The organism is Acinetobacter sp. YH12218, from assembly GCF_013417925.1.
Taxonomy (GTDB): domain Bacteria; phylum Pseudomonadota; class Gammaproteobacteria; order Pseudomonadales; family Moraxellaceae; genus Acinetobacter; species Acinetobacter amyesii.
On the sequence record NZ_VPDB01000002.1, the window covers coordinates 59,257 to 72,912 of the forward strand.

The following is a 13,656-nucleotide window of genomic DNA, read 5'->3' on the forward strand; positions in this document are numbered from 1 at the left end:
AAACTTAATCTTCAAGGAGGGTGAGCGATCTTTTTTTATCAATATCATAAATACGTTGTTTTAAATTACGCATTTCAGCAAGGCTAGAAAACTTATTCGACTTGATCTTGAGTTGTAAGAATTGATATTGCAATTTTGTCGATAAATCTGCTGCAAGTTTATCTGCCTGTTCAGGTGATGACGTATAGTCACTGATATTGGCATGCTCTAAAATATGTTGTAATTCATGATGATGCGCTGCACATGCACCGAGTACATAATAGGTCGATAACTCTGGGTCATCAGGCAATTCATCAAAAATCACATTGAAAATATTTAAAACGTGATAAAGCAAGAGATCTTGTGAAACTAAGGCGCGTAAAGGCTCAAAATGAATGTAGAGATAAGGATGATTGATTAAAATCGCAATCACATATTCTTCGGCATCAATTTTTGTACTAAAGCTCAATGATGCATCATTATTGACTTGAGGCTGCCACTTTCGGCTAAACCCTAATTTTTCACGGAAATATTGCTGTAGCAAATAACGATATGAACCACCTTTCGGCAACAGTTCAGTCAGTTGTCTCAGTTCGCCCATCACCTGACTTTTACCTTCAGGCGAAGCAACATTATGATTTTGCGTTAAATGTGCAAAAACAAACTCAGAAAGTAGCGGTGAGGTGTCCAGTAAACGTCGAAAATTTTCAATACCTTCACGGCGGATCAGTGAATCTGGGTCGTGGTCATTTGGCAAAACAAAGAATTTAAGTTCACGTCCATCATTCAGTAATGGCAGTGCAATTTCGAGCGTACGACGAGCTGCTTTTTGACCTGCGGCATCTCCATCAAATGCAATGGTAATACGGCTATTTTGCTTAAATAAAATGTTTAAATGTTCAGTATTACTGGCAGTCCCTAAAGTCGCTACAGCGCCATGAATGCCATATTGCTGTAGGGCAATGACATCCATATAACCTTCGACCATTAACCAATCTTGGGCTTTTTGTTTACGGCCTTCGTATAAACCATAAAGTAACTGATTTTTATGGAAAACTTCGGAGTCTGGAGAGTTGATGTATTTCGGTTTGATTTCATCATTTAGGGCACGACCACCAAAACCGACCACACGACCTTTCGCATCTCGAATCGGGAAAATCACCCGCTCACGCAGTAAGTCAAAGTCACGACCACTATCACTGGTGCGAATCAAACCGAGAAGTTTGAGTCCTTCGATATCTTGTGGAAAGGCTTTTTCCAGATGTTGCCAATCTTCAGGGGCATAGCCTAAGCGCCAATAGGCGATGGTGTCTGCACTGAGACCCCGTTGTTTAAAATAAGCTTGCCCAATTGGACTGAGCGGAAGTTGTTGTTCATAAAACTGTGCGACATTTTCCAGCAAGTCATATAAGTTTCCATCTTGCGGCACATCTTCAAAACCATTGGCAACTTGGTCAAAGTGAGCAAACGGATCGCTCCCATAAAAGGCTTCTTCGCTATTTTGAAACTCAGCAAATGGGTCGTGTTCGAAATTTACTGCAGCAGGAGCAGTCTGTGTTTCGCCTGTTTGGGGCGTCAGAGCTTTTGTTTCGATTGCAGGTTTTTGTACAGGTTTGGGTTTAGATTCGCGCTTATATTTGAGTTTATTGGAATCGTTATTGTCTTTCGGTAGTTCAATACCTGTTTGGCTTGATAAATCCTTCATTACTTCAATAAAGTTACGGCTACCAATATCCATTAAAAAACGGATGGCATTACCATTGGCCTGACAACCAAAGCAGTGAAAATATTGTTTATCACGATAGACATGGAAAGATGGCGATTTTTCCTGATGGAATGGGCAGCATCCTGAGTAAGTGCGTCCAGTCTTTTTCAATTTCACAAATTGACCAATCACATCGACAATATCGGTGCGATCTAAAATTTGATCAATTGTATGTTGAGGAATGGCCATGCTATTTTATCTGTCTATCTATTGAATTTGGGCAGTTCGTGAAATATGTTGAAATCAGCAATGCTGTAAGTTCAGGTGGAGATGTAGTACAGCATCGACCATCGAACTATTGTATACCTTTTAATCTAACCGAATCTGTAGATCCTGAAAAGATAAAAGGGCAAGTATTCTAACTTGCCCTTTGTGAAAAATCGACCTTCGTTGCGACTATATTATTCAGCTGATTCTGACGACTCAGTTTTTTCGCTATGAGGACGATCCAATAAGCCAAAGCTTAAACGATTGGTTAAACTGCGTTTTTCTTCATCAGTTTCAACTACGTCTGTAGAGGTTTGCTCAGACATCGTCTGTGCTTCTTTACCGAAAATACCCAAAGTTGCACGGTTAAGGAAGCTGCCTTCACTACGTGCAGCACGCATATTGAGAGTACCGTCTGACTTCACAAGTTTTGGATAGTTCAGTTTAAGTACTTCAATGTATTGCTGAGACGTGGTTTTATCACCAAGTTTGTCATAACCATAGGCAACCGTCGCTAGAGCTTCTGGAACTTGTGGTGCTTGAGGATAATGTTCGATCACCCAAAGTGAACGTTCAACAGCAGCTAACCATGCTTTACGCTTCACATTAAAACGTGCCGCATTCATTTCGCTTTCAGCCAATTCTTGACTGATGAACTTCATACGTTGTGCGGCATCGACTGCATATTCGCTCGATGGGTAGCGACGGATAAAGTCGACAAAGTTTTGATAAGCCACTTTGAGATAGCTCACATCACGATGCGATTGCTTTAAAGAAGTATAGCGAAGCAAACCGTTGTAGTTTTGCTCCATGTTTGAAACACCACGCACGTAGTACGCATAATCAACTTGCGGATGTTGTGGGTTCATACGAATAAAACGGTCTGCAAGTGCAATCGCACCTTCATAGTCTTTTTGCTGAAACTTTACATACAATAGTTCAAGTTGTGCTTGCTGCGCATAGTTACCTGTAGGGTAGTAGGTCTCTAGAGCTTCAAGGTGTTTTGCTGCATCTGTATATTGGTTACGTTCAAGCGCTTTTTGTGCTTTTTCGATATAAATCTGTTCGCTTGATTGTGGACCTGTGTCGACCACTTCTTTCTTTGGATTACTGCTACAGCCTACCATTGCCGATGCAATGCCTATTGTTAGAGCAAGCATTGTCATTTTATATTTTGGTAGCGACATAAAAATTCCTCTGTTAATACGGGCAATGAGCTACAATTGAACTATTAAACCACTTTTGTCTGAATGAGCAAATGAGTCAAGCACAATCTTCCAATTCTAATTTCCCTGAAACTGATTTCAATTTACTTGAAGATTCTGAGGATGCAGATAACCATACTTCAGACTCAACTGCAACACGTTTATCGTTGCAATTTCAATTGGATGAAAGCTATTTAGGACAACGTATTGATCAGGTTTCAGCACTGGTTTGGACTGATTTTTCTCGTGAAAAGCTAAAACAGTGGCTCAAAGAGGGCCATTTGTTGGTCAATGGTAACACTGTGAAACCAAAGTACAAATGCGAAGGAACAGAGTTACTGACTTTAGACGTCGAGTTAGAAGCACAAACCCGTAGCTTACCTGAAGATATTCCACTTAATATTGTCTATGAAGATGACGATATTATGGTGATTAATAAACCTGTCGGTATGGTTGTTCATCCGGGCGCTGGAAACAGTACAGGCACATTGGTGAATGCAATTTTGCACCACTACCCAAAATCTTCAGAGTTGACCCGTGCAGGTTTGGTGCATCGTATTGATAAAGACACCTCAGGTCTGTTGGTTGTTGCGAAAAACCTCGAATCCCAATTTTCTTTAAGTAAGCAATTGGCGAAGAAATCGGTTTACCGTATTTACGATTTGATCGTATATGGCAACATTATTGCTGGCGGTACAGTGGATGAGCCAATTAAACGTCATCCTGTCGATCGCATCAAAATGGCAGTCTTGCCGGGCGGTAAAGATGCGGTGACTCACTACAATGTGAAAGAACGTTTCCAAAACTTTACCCGCGTTCAAGCACGTTTAGAAACGGGTCGTACCCATCAAATTCGTGTGCATTTTACTTATATCGGTCATGGTCTTGTGGGCGATCAAGTGTATGTACCACGTGTACGTATGCCTGCAGGCGCGTCGGTGTTATTAGATGATACTTTACGTGGCTTTAAACGTCAGGCTTTACATGCGGTTAAATTGGGTCTCGTTCATCCACGTACAGGTGAAGACATGATGTTTGAAGCACCATGGCCTGAAGACTTTAACCAATTGGTTGAAGTTTTACGTAGCGAAAACAAAGCTTATTAAGTTTTAAACTGATTTACACGCCATAGATAGAAAAGGACGGCAACATGCAATTTGTTCAGGGACTTCCACAGGGTGTTTTTGTGGGACAAACTCGAGTTCATCATGATCAGACGCAACCCGCTGAACAACCTGAACTGGCAGGATTTAATCTGGCATTGCATGTGGGAGATGATGCAGCGCGTGTGCAAAAGCACCGGATGCAATTGCTCAAAGACTTTGCTAAATATGGCGTGAATAAAATCAGCTGGATGAACCAAACGCACAGTACGCTATGCCATCGCATTGATGAACAGATCAACTTTGTTGCACCCGAAGGCGATGGTATGGTCACGCAGTCTAAACACCATGCCCTGATGATGATGACCGCAGATTGCTTACCCGTGGTTTTGGGTAATGCTGACGGGACTGAAGTTGCCAATCTGCATGCAGGTTGGAAGGGCTTGGCAAATGGTATTGTGGAAAACACCATTGCAGCCATGCACACTCAGCCAACATGGGCTTGGTTGGGGGCAGCCATTTGCCAAGAGAGTTTTGAAATTGGCGCAGAAGTCAAAGCTGCCTTTTGTTCCAAATACCCAGAACTTGAAAGTGCATTTAAAGCTGGTGTAAAGGAAGGCAAATATTATGCTGATCTTTATGCGATAGCGCGTTATATTCTTGCATTACATGGGGTTAAAGCTGTAACCGGTGGCGACCAATGTACCTTTTTGCAAGCTGAAGAATATTTTTCTTATCGCCGAGAAGCGAAAACAGGACGTATGGCAACATTCGTCTTTATGCTTTGAAAATGCTAAACTTGACTGAATCTATCGACTTTTAAATGTTATGTCTTTGACTGCTAAATCTCTTGCTGTTGTTTACCACAGTCCCTATGGGCACACTGCCAAAGTGGCGAATTTCATTGTACAAGGTGCAGAAAAAGCCGGTGTAAAAGTCCATCTCATGAATGTAGAGCATGTGGATTGGGATGAATTGGACAGTGCAGATGCCATCGTTTTTGGATGCCCAACCTATATGGGCAGTATGAGTGCGGCAATGAAATTATTCATGGAGCAATCATCTAAACGCTGGTTAGCACGGACATGGCAAGGCAAGTTAGCCGCTGGTTTTACCAATGGTGGCGGCTTAAGTGGAGATAAATTGGCAGTATTGCAGCAAATCAATTTATTCGCCATGCAGCACGGCATGTTGTGGAGCGGTCTTCCATTGATGCCAACTGGACGAAGCACAACAGATTTAAATCGGATGTCGAGCTTTTTAGGTTTAATGACACAATCGGATAATGCGCCTGTTGAAGTCACGCCACCTGCGGGTGATTTAGAAACTGCCATTTGGTTTGGTGAATATCTGGGGCTGTTGTTAAATAAAGTTAATTAATTTGTAAATAAATCGTTTGAACTATCATTTATAAATCTTTGAAAACCCTAGTGATGGAAATGTTACTGGGGTTTTTATTGGCCTAAAATTCGTGAAAATTGGCATTTTGTATAATATAGTTGTGATGTGTGTCACAAATTGCTATTCATTTACGCCAACGCTATTGATTTAATCTTCTCATAAATTTCACTCGGGATGAGTGACGAATATTAAAAAGGATTAAATAATCGTGAAAAAAAACAATAGTCGCAATGGCATTGACCTTATGTGTTTCTGACGTTGTTTTTGCAGCAGAAGGCTTGGTGGGATTAGCCGATGAAGAATTGTCTGCCATCAATGGTGCTGCATTGATGAATATGTCCTATACCGATCCTATTTTGGTCAACCAACAAATGGTCGATGAAAATATTGGTTTCTACAAACTCAGTTTAGATGCCGTCATGGATCTGAACGTCAATGTCAAAAGTTTGCAACTCGGCTGTGGTGGGGTAAACGGGTCAAATGGCTGTGATATTGATATTCGTCATCTAGCGCTGAGTGGTAATGCTACTTCAACCGATGCCAATGGTAATCCCGTCTTTAATGGTGATCGAGCGTCGACAAGTGCCGAACTGAAAAATCCGTTTATTGAATTTGCAATTAAAAACCCAAAACAAGCCGCTTTACGCGAAGTTAAAGGCTTCCGTGTCAGTGCTGAATCAATTACAGGCTTATTGACCACTGGTATTCAAAACACGGGTGCGCCGACAGATGGGATTAAGTCACTAAGCGGTTATATGAAAATTGCATCGACTACAGGGACAGCAAAGACCCAAGCCGCGATCTTTGGGGATAGCACCAGTGAGACTTTATCGGGGAACTTGGTGATTAATACGATTTGGAACAATGATCGTAGCTTTGTAAGTCAACCTGAAAATAGTAAGGGTTTAAAAATTCCTTCAATGAATGTGCCATTTACCGTCCCTGAAATTACCATCAACGGAAAACGACAAACTCAAGCCGTTGCCAAAAATATCAGTGCGACTGTACCGTCGATTCAACTCAACCGTGATAGTGGTAGTTTGCAGGTCAAACTTGACCGTAATTTGTTATGGGTAGAAGGGGCGCAGTTCTTTATGGATTCGGGCTCATCAATTGATGGTTTGAAAATGAACATTACCTTTGAGCAAGCCTTAAATATGATTCATAACATTCCATTAAATGGCACAGCCGGTTATTTATCGCTTCAATCTCAAGATATCAGTTGGCCAGATGCCAATGCAGATGATATTGCACGTACAGGTTGGTGGATGTCATTTAAAGACCCGATCAATATTGGTAAATTAAATCCAACATCTGAAGTAGATATTTCAGGCGTCTTGCCACAAGTTGCAGAAAAAGTATCGCAAATTTTAACCAATGAACCGATTTATATTCCGTTAGGTTCTGCTGTTGGTGCTGCATTTGGTTTACCGATTTATAAAAATGTCGGTTCAATTAACCTCAGCAATGCTAGTGCGGCCAATTTAACTTTAAAAAATCAAGTCTTGGGGAACCAGGAAGTTCGGACCAACTGTTTTGGTGGGTTGAAATTCTGCTAAATCTGCAATTTAAAAATAAAAAAACCTCCAAGAAGGAGGTTTTTTTAATGAACTTATTTATGAAAAATACGGGCTTTATCGCGCTGCCAATCACGGTCTTTTTCCGTTGCACGCTTGTCGTGAAGCTGCTTACCTTTTACTAGGGCAATTTCAAGTTTGGCATGAGGACCTTTCCAGTAACATGCCAAAGGCACACATGAATAACCTTTTTGGTTAATCGCACCTTGTAGTTTTTCAATTTCACGGCGGTTCAGCAATAATTTACGAGTACGAGTCGCTTCAGGCACCACATGCGTTGAAGCACTCAGTAAAGGTTGCACTTGAGCGCCGAATAAAAATGCTTCACCATTTTTAAACGTAATATAGCTCTCTACGATAGTCATACGACCCGCACGCATTGATTTGACTTCCCAGCCTTGTAATGAAAGACCCGCTTCAAATTTTTCTTCAATGAAATAATCGTGACGCGCACGCTTATTTAGGGCAATCGTACTGCTACTATTTTTTTTAACTACTGCTTTCGTCATAATCAAAAACTTCCAAACTTAGCACTATTGTACCCGAACTTTGAATAAGATGAAGTTTTTAAATTTACAAGCTGACTTCACCTATAAATCAAGATTTTGTTAAAATACCCATCTACAAAATAACAGAGTACAACTGGATGTCTAAAACTCGTGTAATTTATCCGGGCACATTCGATCCAATTACTAATGGTCATATCGACTTAGTGACACGTGCATCACGCATGTTTGACGAAGTTGTCGTGGCAATTGCAATTGGACATCACAAAAACCCTGTGTTTAGTCTGGAAGAACGTGTTGCACTAGCGCAAGAGTCTTTAAGTCATTTGTCAAATGTTGAGTTTGTAGGTTTTGATGGGCTGTTGGTCAACTTCTTTAACGAGCAAAAAGCAACAGCCGTGTTACGTGGTTTACGTGCAGTTTCAGATTTTGAATATGAATTTCAATTGGCAAATATGAATCGCCGTTTGGACAGTAAATTTGAAGCCGTGTTCTTAACCCCATCAGAGCAATATTCGTTTATTTCATCTACGCTCGTGCGTGAAATTGCACGTTTAAATGGTGATGTCACTCAGTTTGTACCACAAGCTGTTGTGGAAGCCTTTAAGCGTAAACAACAGCAAGGTTGGTAGAGTGTCTTTATATATCACTGATGAATGCATCAACTGCGATGTCTGTGAACCTGTATGCCCCAATGAGGCGATTTTCATGGGGGAACTCATTTATGAGATTAACCCTGATTTGTGTACGGAATGCGTTGGGCATCACGATAAACCGCAGTGTCAGTTGTTCTGTCCGGTGGATTGTATTCCATTGGATCCGGCTCATCCTGAAACTCAGGAACAGCTTCAACAAAAGTACGAAAAACTAACTGCTCAAAAAACATCAAGCAATTAGTTGTCAGATTTGTTAGAATGCGCCCCGAAGTGAACCAGACGATCGCTGCTGTGTATAGGTCTCCGTGACTAAAGCAGGGGAGGAAAGTCCGGGCTTCATAGGGCAAGGTGCCAGGTAACGCCTGGGCGGTGTGAGCCGACGGAAAGTGCAGCAGAGAGTAGACCGCCTTCATTATGGTATCGAGCAATCGAAATCGGAGGTAAGGGTGAAAGGGTGCGGTAAGAGCGCACCGCATGACTGGTAACAGTTCATGGCATGGTAAACCCCACCGGAAGCAAGACCAAATAGGGATCCTTTAGGCATGGCCCATGCTGGATCCGGGTAGGTCGCTTGAGCGTATGAGTGATTGTACGCCTAGAGGAATGATCGTCCTCGACAGAACCCGGCTTATCGGTTCACTTCAACAAATTTTGATCAAATACGCGCATTATGGGCTTGACGATATTTAAATATCCCTCCATAATGCGCGCACAGTTTAAGGCTATGTAGCTCAGTTGGTTAGAGCACCGCACTCATAATGCGGGGGTCACAAGTTCAAGTCTCGTCATAGCCACCATATTCAAAAAAAGACCACTCCGATTGAGTGGTCTTTTTTTATGTCTAAATCTTCCAAATTTAAAAAATTAACGGTAAACAAAACGACGCATGCCTGCACGTAAGGCAAATGCGCCATGCATATATACGCCACCCAGCCAATACGGCACATTGTAAATATCTTCATGGCGATATTTCACTAAAGCAAACTCAGCTAATAGTCCTTCAAAGAACATACCGCCAATGGCAAGCATGATGGCTAATATCAGTAGCCATGTACGCTCATAGCTAAATAGCCAGCGAATAAAAAAGCTCAGGTAAAAAATCCAACAAAGTGCTTCTGGATGAAAATTGCCAAATCCGCTGAGTATATAGACGATGGTAAATAGTATTAGGCTCTCGACGAGTGGCGCAGTGCCGTCATGATGGCAACTGAGCTGAGTCATCACATTGTGTTTAAGTCGTTGCGTAAGTTGAATATAGCTATATGCCATGAAAGCAAAGGCAATAAAAAAGCCGGGGAATACCCACCAAGCCTGATGGAAAAATAATGGGTTGGGATAATTAAGCGTTTGGGTATAGACATGAATCGCATCGCAAAATGTCGCGACAATTGCTGCCAGCAGGGCAAGTATAAATATGCCTGAGAATTGAGTGGTTCTCGTCATCATTCATCCTGAAAAGTGGGGTCTTTTTATTTTATGAGTTCTTTATAGTCTGAATTTGAGGAAAAGGCTATGACAAGTTACGAGATGCTTATGGGTTAAATGTTAATTTATAGCGCTACTGCTATACTCAATACATAGTTAACTTGATGAATATAAATAGAAATGATGGATAATCAATTAAACTGGGCTAAAGATAATTTTGAGAATATTGAAACTGCATGGGAAGGCGATCTTTGGGATCGCCGTCGCTTAGGAGAGCAACTTACAAATTACGTCGATCGCTTAAATTGCGGAGCTGTTCTTGCTTTGGATGCACGATGGGGTGAGGGAAAAACGTGGTTTGTTCGTCACTGGGCGAAGCATTTAGATGATACTCAGCATAACGTGATCTATTTGGATGCATTTGCTAATGATTATTTGGAAGATCCATTTTTAACGATTGCAGCTGAAATAAGTCAAACTTTTAAAGAGTCAGAAGAAATTGATGATGATGAAATTAAAGATTTTAATGCTAAGACTGCTTCAGTATTAATATCGTTGGCGGCTGTCATACCAATGATTGCGGCTAAAGCGGGCATGCATTGGATTGGCTTGGGTGGAGCTGGAGAAGCATTTAAAGAGGTATATGAAGAAGGAAAAGCGTTGTATGACACAGCAAGTGAGGAAATAGCTGCAAAAGTTAAGGAGAAAATCGAAAAGAAAATTGAGAATCATCAGGTTGAGAAACAAACAATTCATGACTTTAAGAAAGAACTTGCTGTATTAGCTGGAAAATTAGATAAACCTTTAGTTTTTATTATTGATGAATTGGATCGATGTCGTCCTGATTTTGCAATTCGTCTAATTGAAAGAATTAAGCACTTTTTTGATATTCCAAAAATTGTTTTTGTTTTGGTAATGAATAAGCCTCAATTATTACAATCAGTCAAATCATACTATGGCTATGATTCAGAGATGAATGGAGATTATCTTGAAAAATTTGTGGATTTTACGTTTAAATTTCCAAATTTAGATAATTCTGTATCACATGAAAAAATAATAAAAGATCAGCTGTTTAGAGTTGGGGAAATTTCAACGAAGGAAGGTGATTCCGAGTTGTATTTTTGGATTATTAATTTTCAAATGACTAAAAAATATAATTCTAGGGAGTTGATAAAAAAAATTAACCAATACGCACTTTTAAGGACTGATAATCCGAAGTTAAATTTAATTTTATGTGGATTTATTTTTGATGGGTTATTTGAAGTGACTTATCCATATCTTACAAAGCAAATTCATAATTTATATAATTATTTTGAAGGTACTGATGATATGTATATGACAAAAAGCTATTTTATTAATCAAAAGATTGTAGAACACACAAATATCAAAAATTCTATAATCTGTGAAATATATGATGCAATTCAATATTTAGAAAATAATTATAAAACTCAAGGTCAACAAGGACAAAAAGAGAGTGCTATGAGTCGGATTTTAAATCAATATTGTGTTGGTACAAAAATAAATAGAAAGAATTTCAAGGATATTTGGAAGCAATACATTAAAACAGGGTTATTTGAAGTACAGGAATAATTTTTCAATATCATCTGTCTGCAACTGCTCCCGCATCTTTAAAAACTGCTTTTCATCTAAATCATAGAGCTTAAGTGAAAGTAGTTTTTCGATATCTTCCAGAGGGAAACGATATTTAATAATTTGAGCAGGCACGCCGCCGACAACTGCATAAGGTGGCACATCTTTAGTCACCACCGCGCCAGTAGCTATCACAGCACCTTCACCCAGTGTCACACCTTGCATAATCATGGCACGTGAGCCGATCCAGCAGCCATCACCAATGATGGTATCGCCCGCAGGGACAAAACTCCGCGTATCAAATGGAAAGGCTGAAATCCAGTCTGTGCGGTGGAGTTGGTTACCACCCATCATAATCACGCATTCTGCGCCAAAACAGACAAAATTACCGATATGTAGCTGGTCTATCGGCTTCTCAGCTGTTGCAGGTTTGTCGTGCAAGTAACGCACCACACAGCGCTCAAAACCTTGATCCCAATATGCAGAATAATATGAATAATTACCTTTGATGTGAATATTTGGGTTCTTCACTGTTTTAGAGATGAACTCAAACTCACACCAATGATTGACAGGTGAATTAATCAATTTTTCAGACATAACGTTTAATAGCAATAATGATTCGCGTGACTATTCTAGCTGACTCACTATAAATGTCGACCACAGATAAATGCTTAAGCTCGGTTTAAATGCAGCAAATGCGTGGCTTGAGTATGCCGTATTCGATCTTTACGATTTGCAAAATAACGCTGTGTAATGTCATGTGCAGATAAATCTTCTAAGACTACATAACCCAGATTTGTCACGGCACGGTGTAACTCATTACTGTGAAATGTCCCAATAATGGGTTCACTTAAAAAATAGGTAAATTTGGAAATAGCAAATGATCCGACACGCTCTATACCAGTTAAATCTTGATAGGGAATGGAATAGTCTAAAACCAATTCGCTACCTGCGGCTGCAAATTCGGCAATGGTTTGCAAGGTGCTCATAGTTGTTTCTGGTTTTAAATAATGCGTCGTTCCAAGCCAAGAAAAGAAAGCGGGTTGATCAGTATCATAAGAACTCCGTTTTAAGGCATGCGCTAGATTTTCTTTCTCAAAATCAATCGAAACAAACTCAACATGGTCTGGAATATGCCCGAGTTTCTGTAGACTTCGTATTTTTAATGTTTGAGTATCTGGGTGATCAACCTCAAAAATTTTAATATCTGAGTATTTCTGCGCTAATCGGAGGACAAAAGAATCTAAACCTGCACCAATCAGCACATATTGTTTAATCCCTTGTTGTACTGCCTTTTCTAATTGATCTTCGGCATAGCGTGAACGTGCCACCACCTGTGCAGTGAGTAATCCAAATGTTTGGTTGGGTATTTTGCTATTCAACGCTTTTATACATGCACGACTTGAAAGCAGTCGACGCCAAATTGGACTGGTTAAACGAAAGGCATAAGGGTCGGAAAAAACAGGTTCGTTCGCATATAAATAATGATTTGCGCGAATGGCAGCGGCAGCTTGTGCCGTTCGGCTTGCATGTCCAAATTTCATCGTGTGTTATGACTCTTTTTGTTTTAGATAACACTTTAATGAAATAAGCCATTTGAACAATGACGTATTCAGTCGACTATTAGTGCTGAACGTACATTTTGGTCACTCGATAGCATGCATTACCTAAGCGAAAAACATAGAACAATAAAAAACCCCTCAAAAGAGGGGCTTAAAATTGCTATCTTAATGAATTAAAGATATTCAACTTTAGAAACTTCGTACTCAACTTCACCTTGTGGTGTGTTGATTTTTACATCGTCGCCTTCATTTTTACCCAAAAGACCACGCGCAATTGGAGAGTTTACAGAGATTTTGTTGATTTTAAAATCTGCTTCGTCATCACCAACGATTTTATAAGTCTTTTGTTCTTCAGTATCTAAGTTTTCAATGGTCACAGTCACACCGAAAACCACACGGCCATTTTGCTCAAGTGATTTAACATCAATCACTTGGCAAGCACCCAATTTACCTTCGATATCTTGGATACGGCCTTCACAGAAACCTTGTTGCTCACGAGCAGCGTGGTATTCAGCGTTTTCTTTCAAATCCCCATGTTCACGCGCTTCAGCAATTGCTGCAGTAATACGTGGACGATCAACACTTTTAAGTTGCTGTAATTCTTTCTCTAGGGCAATTTTGCCTTCGGGAGTCATAGGATAACGTTGCATTGTTGTCCCTCATGTTTGTAAAAAGAAAAA

General features: G+C 40.3%; 14 protein-coding genes, 1 tRNA gene and 1 other RNA gene. 9 read left to right on the forward strand and 7 right to left on the reverse strand.

Going from position 1 to position 13,656, the window contains the following annotated elements; genetic code table 11:
- Positions 1–4: 4 nt before the first annotated feature.
- The gene (locus FTV03_RS01195) at positions 5–1,933 is read right to left on the reverse strand and encodes a DNA primase (protein WP_180039558.1); all 1,929 of its coding nucleotides are present in this window, start codon (positions 1,931–1,933) and stop codon (positions 5–7) included.
- A 212-nt stretch (positions 1,934–2,145) separates the two neighbouring features.
- Positions 2,146–3,138, reverse strand: a complete 993-nt coding sequence (locus FTV03_RS01200; protein WP_180039560.1) for an outer membrane protein assembly factor BamD — start codon at positions 3,136–3,138, stop codon at positions 2,146–2,148.
- Between the two features lie 71 nt (positions 3,139–3,209).
- On the opposite strand from FTV03_RS01200, the gene rluD reads away from it, so the two are divergent.
- The 4 genes from rluD to FTV03_RS01220 all read left to right on the forward strand — a co-directional run bounded on the left by rluD (position 3,210) and on the right by FTV03_RS01220 (position 7,219).
- Complete coding sequence (rluD, locus tag FTV03_RS01205) at positions 3,210–4,262, forward strand: 23S rRNA pseudouridine(1911/1915/1917) synthase RluD (RefSeq protein WP_078192173.1); 1,053 nt, start codon at positions 3,210–3,212, stop codon at positions 4,260–4,262.
- 44 nt (positions 4,263–4,306) lie between these two features.
- Positions 4,307–5,047 (forward strand): peptidoglycan editing factor PgeF, encoded by a 741-nt coding sequence (pgeF, locus tag FTV03_RS01210; protein WP_180005456.1) that lies wholly within the window; start codon positions 4,307–4,309, stop codon positions 5,045–5,047.
- A 40-nt stretch (positions 5,048–5,087) separates the two neighbouring features.
- Positions 5,088–5,639: a flavodoxin family protein gene (locus FTV03_RS01215; protein WP_078192171.1), complete on the forward strand. Its 552-nt coding sequence runs from the start codon at positions 5,088–5,090 to the stop codon at positions 5,637–5,639.
- Between the two features lie 251 nt (positions 5,640–5,890).
- The gene (locus FTV03_RS01220; RefSeq protein WP_180039562.1) at positions 5,891–7,219 is read left to right on the forward strand and encodes a hypothetical protein; all 1,329 of its coding nucleotides are present in this window, start codon (positions 5,891–5,893) and stop codon (positions 7,217–7,219) included.
- Between the two features lie 53 nt (positions 7,220–7,272).
- On the opposite strand, the gene smpB is transcribed toward FTV03_RS01220, so the two are convergent.
- Entirely contained in the window at positions 7,273–7,746 is a 474-nt protein-coding gene (gene smpB / locus FTV03_RS01225; protein ID WP_078191351.1) for an SsrA-binding protein SmpB, read from the reverse strand.
- Positions 7,747–7,883: 137 nt separating this feature from the next.
- Between smpB and coaD the strand changes: the two genes are divergently transcribed.
- From coaD to FTV03_RS01245, 4 genes are all read left to right on the forward strand, one after another.
- A complete protein-coding gene (coaD, locus tag FTV03_RS01230) occupies positions 7,884–8,375 on the forward strand; it encodes a pantetheine-phosphate adenylyltransferase (RefSeq protein ID WP_078191350.1) in 492 nt (163 codons plus the stop codon).
- Between the two features lies 1 nt (position 8,376).
- Entirely contained in the window at positions 8,377–8,640 is a 264-nt protein-coding gene (locus tag FTV03_RS01235; RefSeq protein WP_078191349.1) for a YfhL family 4Fe-4S dicluster ferredoxin, read from the forward strand.
- A gap of 26 nt (positions 8,641–8,666) precedes the next feature.
- Positions 8,667–9,046: RNase P RNA component class A (rnpB, locus tag FTV03_RS01240), an RNA gene on the forward strand.
- Between the two features lie 73 nt (positions 9,047–9,119).
- Positions 9,120–9,196: transfer RNA gene (locus FTV03_RS01245), tRNA-Met, on the forward strand.
- Positions 9,197–9,263: 67 nt separating this feature from the next.
- Here the strand turns inward: FTV03_RS01245 and FTV03_RS01250 are convergent.
- A complete protein-coding gene (locus tag FTV03_RS01250) occupies positions 9,264–9,842 on the reverse strand; it encodes a hypothetical protein (protein ID WP_180039564.1) in 579 nt (192 codons plus the stop codon).
- 162 nt (positions 9,843–10,004) lie between these two features.
- On the opposite strand from FTV03_RS01250, the gene FTV03_RS01255 reads away from it, so the two are divergent.
- The gene (locus FTV03_RS01255; RefSeq protein WP_180039566.1) at positions 10,005–11,414 is read left to right on the forward strand and encodes a P-loop NTPase fold protein; all 1,410 of its coding nucleotides are present in this window, start codon (positions 10,005–10,007) and stop codon (positions 11,412–11,414) included.
- Here the strand turns inward: FTV03_RS01255 and FTV03_RS01260 are convergent.
- From FTV03_RS01260 to greA, 3 genes are all read right to left on the reverse strand, one after another.
- A complete protein-coding gene (locus FTV03_RS01260; protein ID WP_180039568.1) occupies positions 11,394–12,011 on the reverse strand; it encodes a CatB-related O-acetyltransferase in 618 nt (205 codons plus the stop codon). The two genes, FTV03_RS01255 and FTV03_RS01260, sit on opposite strands and share 21 nt — an antisense overlap.
- Before the next feature lie 74 nt (positions 12,012–12,085).
- Positions 12,086–12,958 carry a class I SAM-dependent methyltransferase gene (locus FTV03_RS01265; protein ID WP_180039570.1) on the reverse strand — a complete coding sequence of 291 codons (873 nt, stop codon included), beginning with the start codon at positions 12,956–12,958 and terminating at the stop codon, positions 12,086–12,088.
- Positions 12,959–13,149: 191 nt separating this feature from the next.
- Positions 13,150–13,626, reverse strand: coding sequence for a transcription elongation factor GreA (gene greA / locus FTV03_RS01270; RefSeq protein WP_078191345.1), 477 nt, complete (start codon positions 13,624–13,626; stop codon positions 13,150–13,152).
- Between the last annotated feature and the right edge of the window lie 30 nt (positions 13,627–13,656).

What these genes read in the sequence shown, in the direction of transcription:
- pgeF (WP_180005456.1), top strand. Translation starts at nt 4,307, where the DNA reads ATGCAATTTGTTCAGGGACTTCCACAGGGTGTTTTTGTGGGACAAACT.
- FTV03_RS01200 (WP_180039560.1), bottom strand. Translation starts at nt 3,138, where the DNA reads ATGTCGCTACCAAAATATAAAATGACAATGCTTGCTCTAACAATAGGC.
- FTV03_RS01260 (WP_180039568.1), bottom strand. Translation starts at nt 12,011, where the DNA reads ATGTCTGAAAAATTGATTAATTCACCTGTCAATCATTGGTGTGAGTTT.
- coaD (WP_078191350.1), top strand. Translation starts at nt 7,884, where the DNA reads ATGTCTAAAACTCGTGTAATTTATCCGGGCACATTCGATCCAATTACT.
- greA (WP_078191345.1), bottom strand. Translation starts at nt 13,626, where the DNA reads ATGCAACGTTATCCTATGACTCCCGAAGGCAAAATTGCCCTAGAGAAA.
- smpB (WP_078191351.1), bottom strand. Translation starts at nt 7,746, where the DNA reads ATGACGAAAGCAGTAGTTAAAAAAAATAGTAGCAGTACGATTGCCCTA.
- FTV03_RS01250 (WP_180039564.1), bottom strand. Translation starts at nt 9,842, where the DNA reads ATGACGAGAACCACTCAATTCTCAGGCATATTTATACTTGCCCTGCTG.
- FTV03_RS01255 (WP_180039566.1), top strand. Translation starts at nt 10,005, where the DNA reads ATGATGGATAATCAATTAAACTGGGCTAAAGATAATTTTGAGAATATT.
- FTV03_RS01215 (WP_078192171.1), top strand. Translation starts at nt 5,088, where the DNA reads ATGTCTTTGACTGCTAAATCTCTTGCTGTTGTTTACCACAGTCCCTAT.
- rluD (WP_078192173.1), top strand. Translation starts at nt 3,210, where the DNA reads ATGAGTCAAGCACAATCTTCCAATTCTAATTTCCCTGAAACTGATTTC.
- FTV03_RS01220 (WP_180039562.1), top strand. Translation starts at nt 5,891, where the DNA reads ATGGCATTGACCTTATGTGTTTCTGACGTTGTTTTTGCAGCAGAAGGC.
- FTV03_RS01195 (WP_180039558.1), bottom strand. Translation starts at nt 1,933, where the DNA reads ATGGCCATTCCTCAACATACAATTGATCAAATTTTAGATCGCACCGAT.
- FTV03_RS01265 (WP_180039570.1), bottom strand. Translation starts at nt 12,958, where the DNA reads ATGAAATTTGGACATGCAAGCCGAACGGCACAAGCTGCCGCTGCCATT.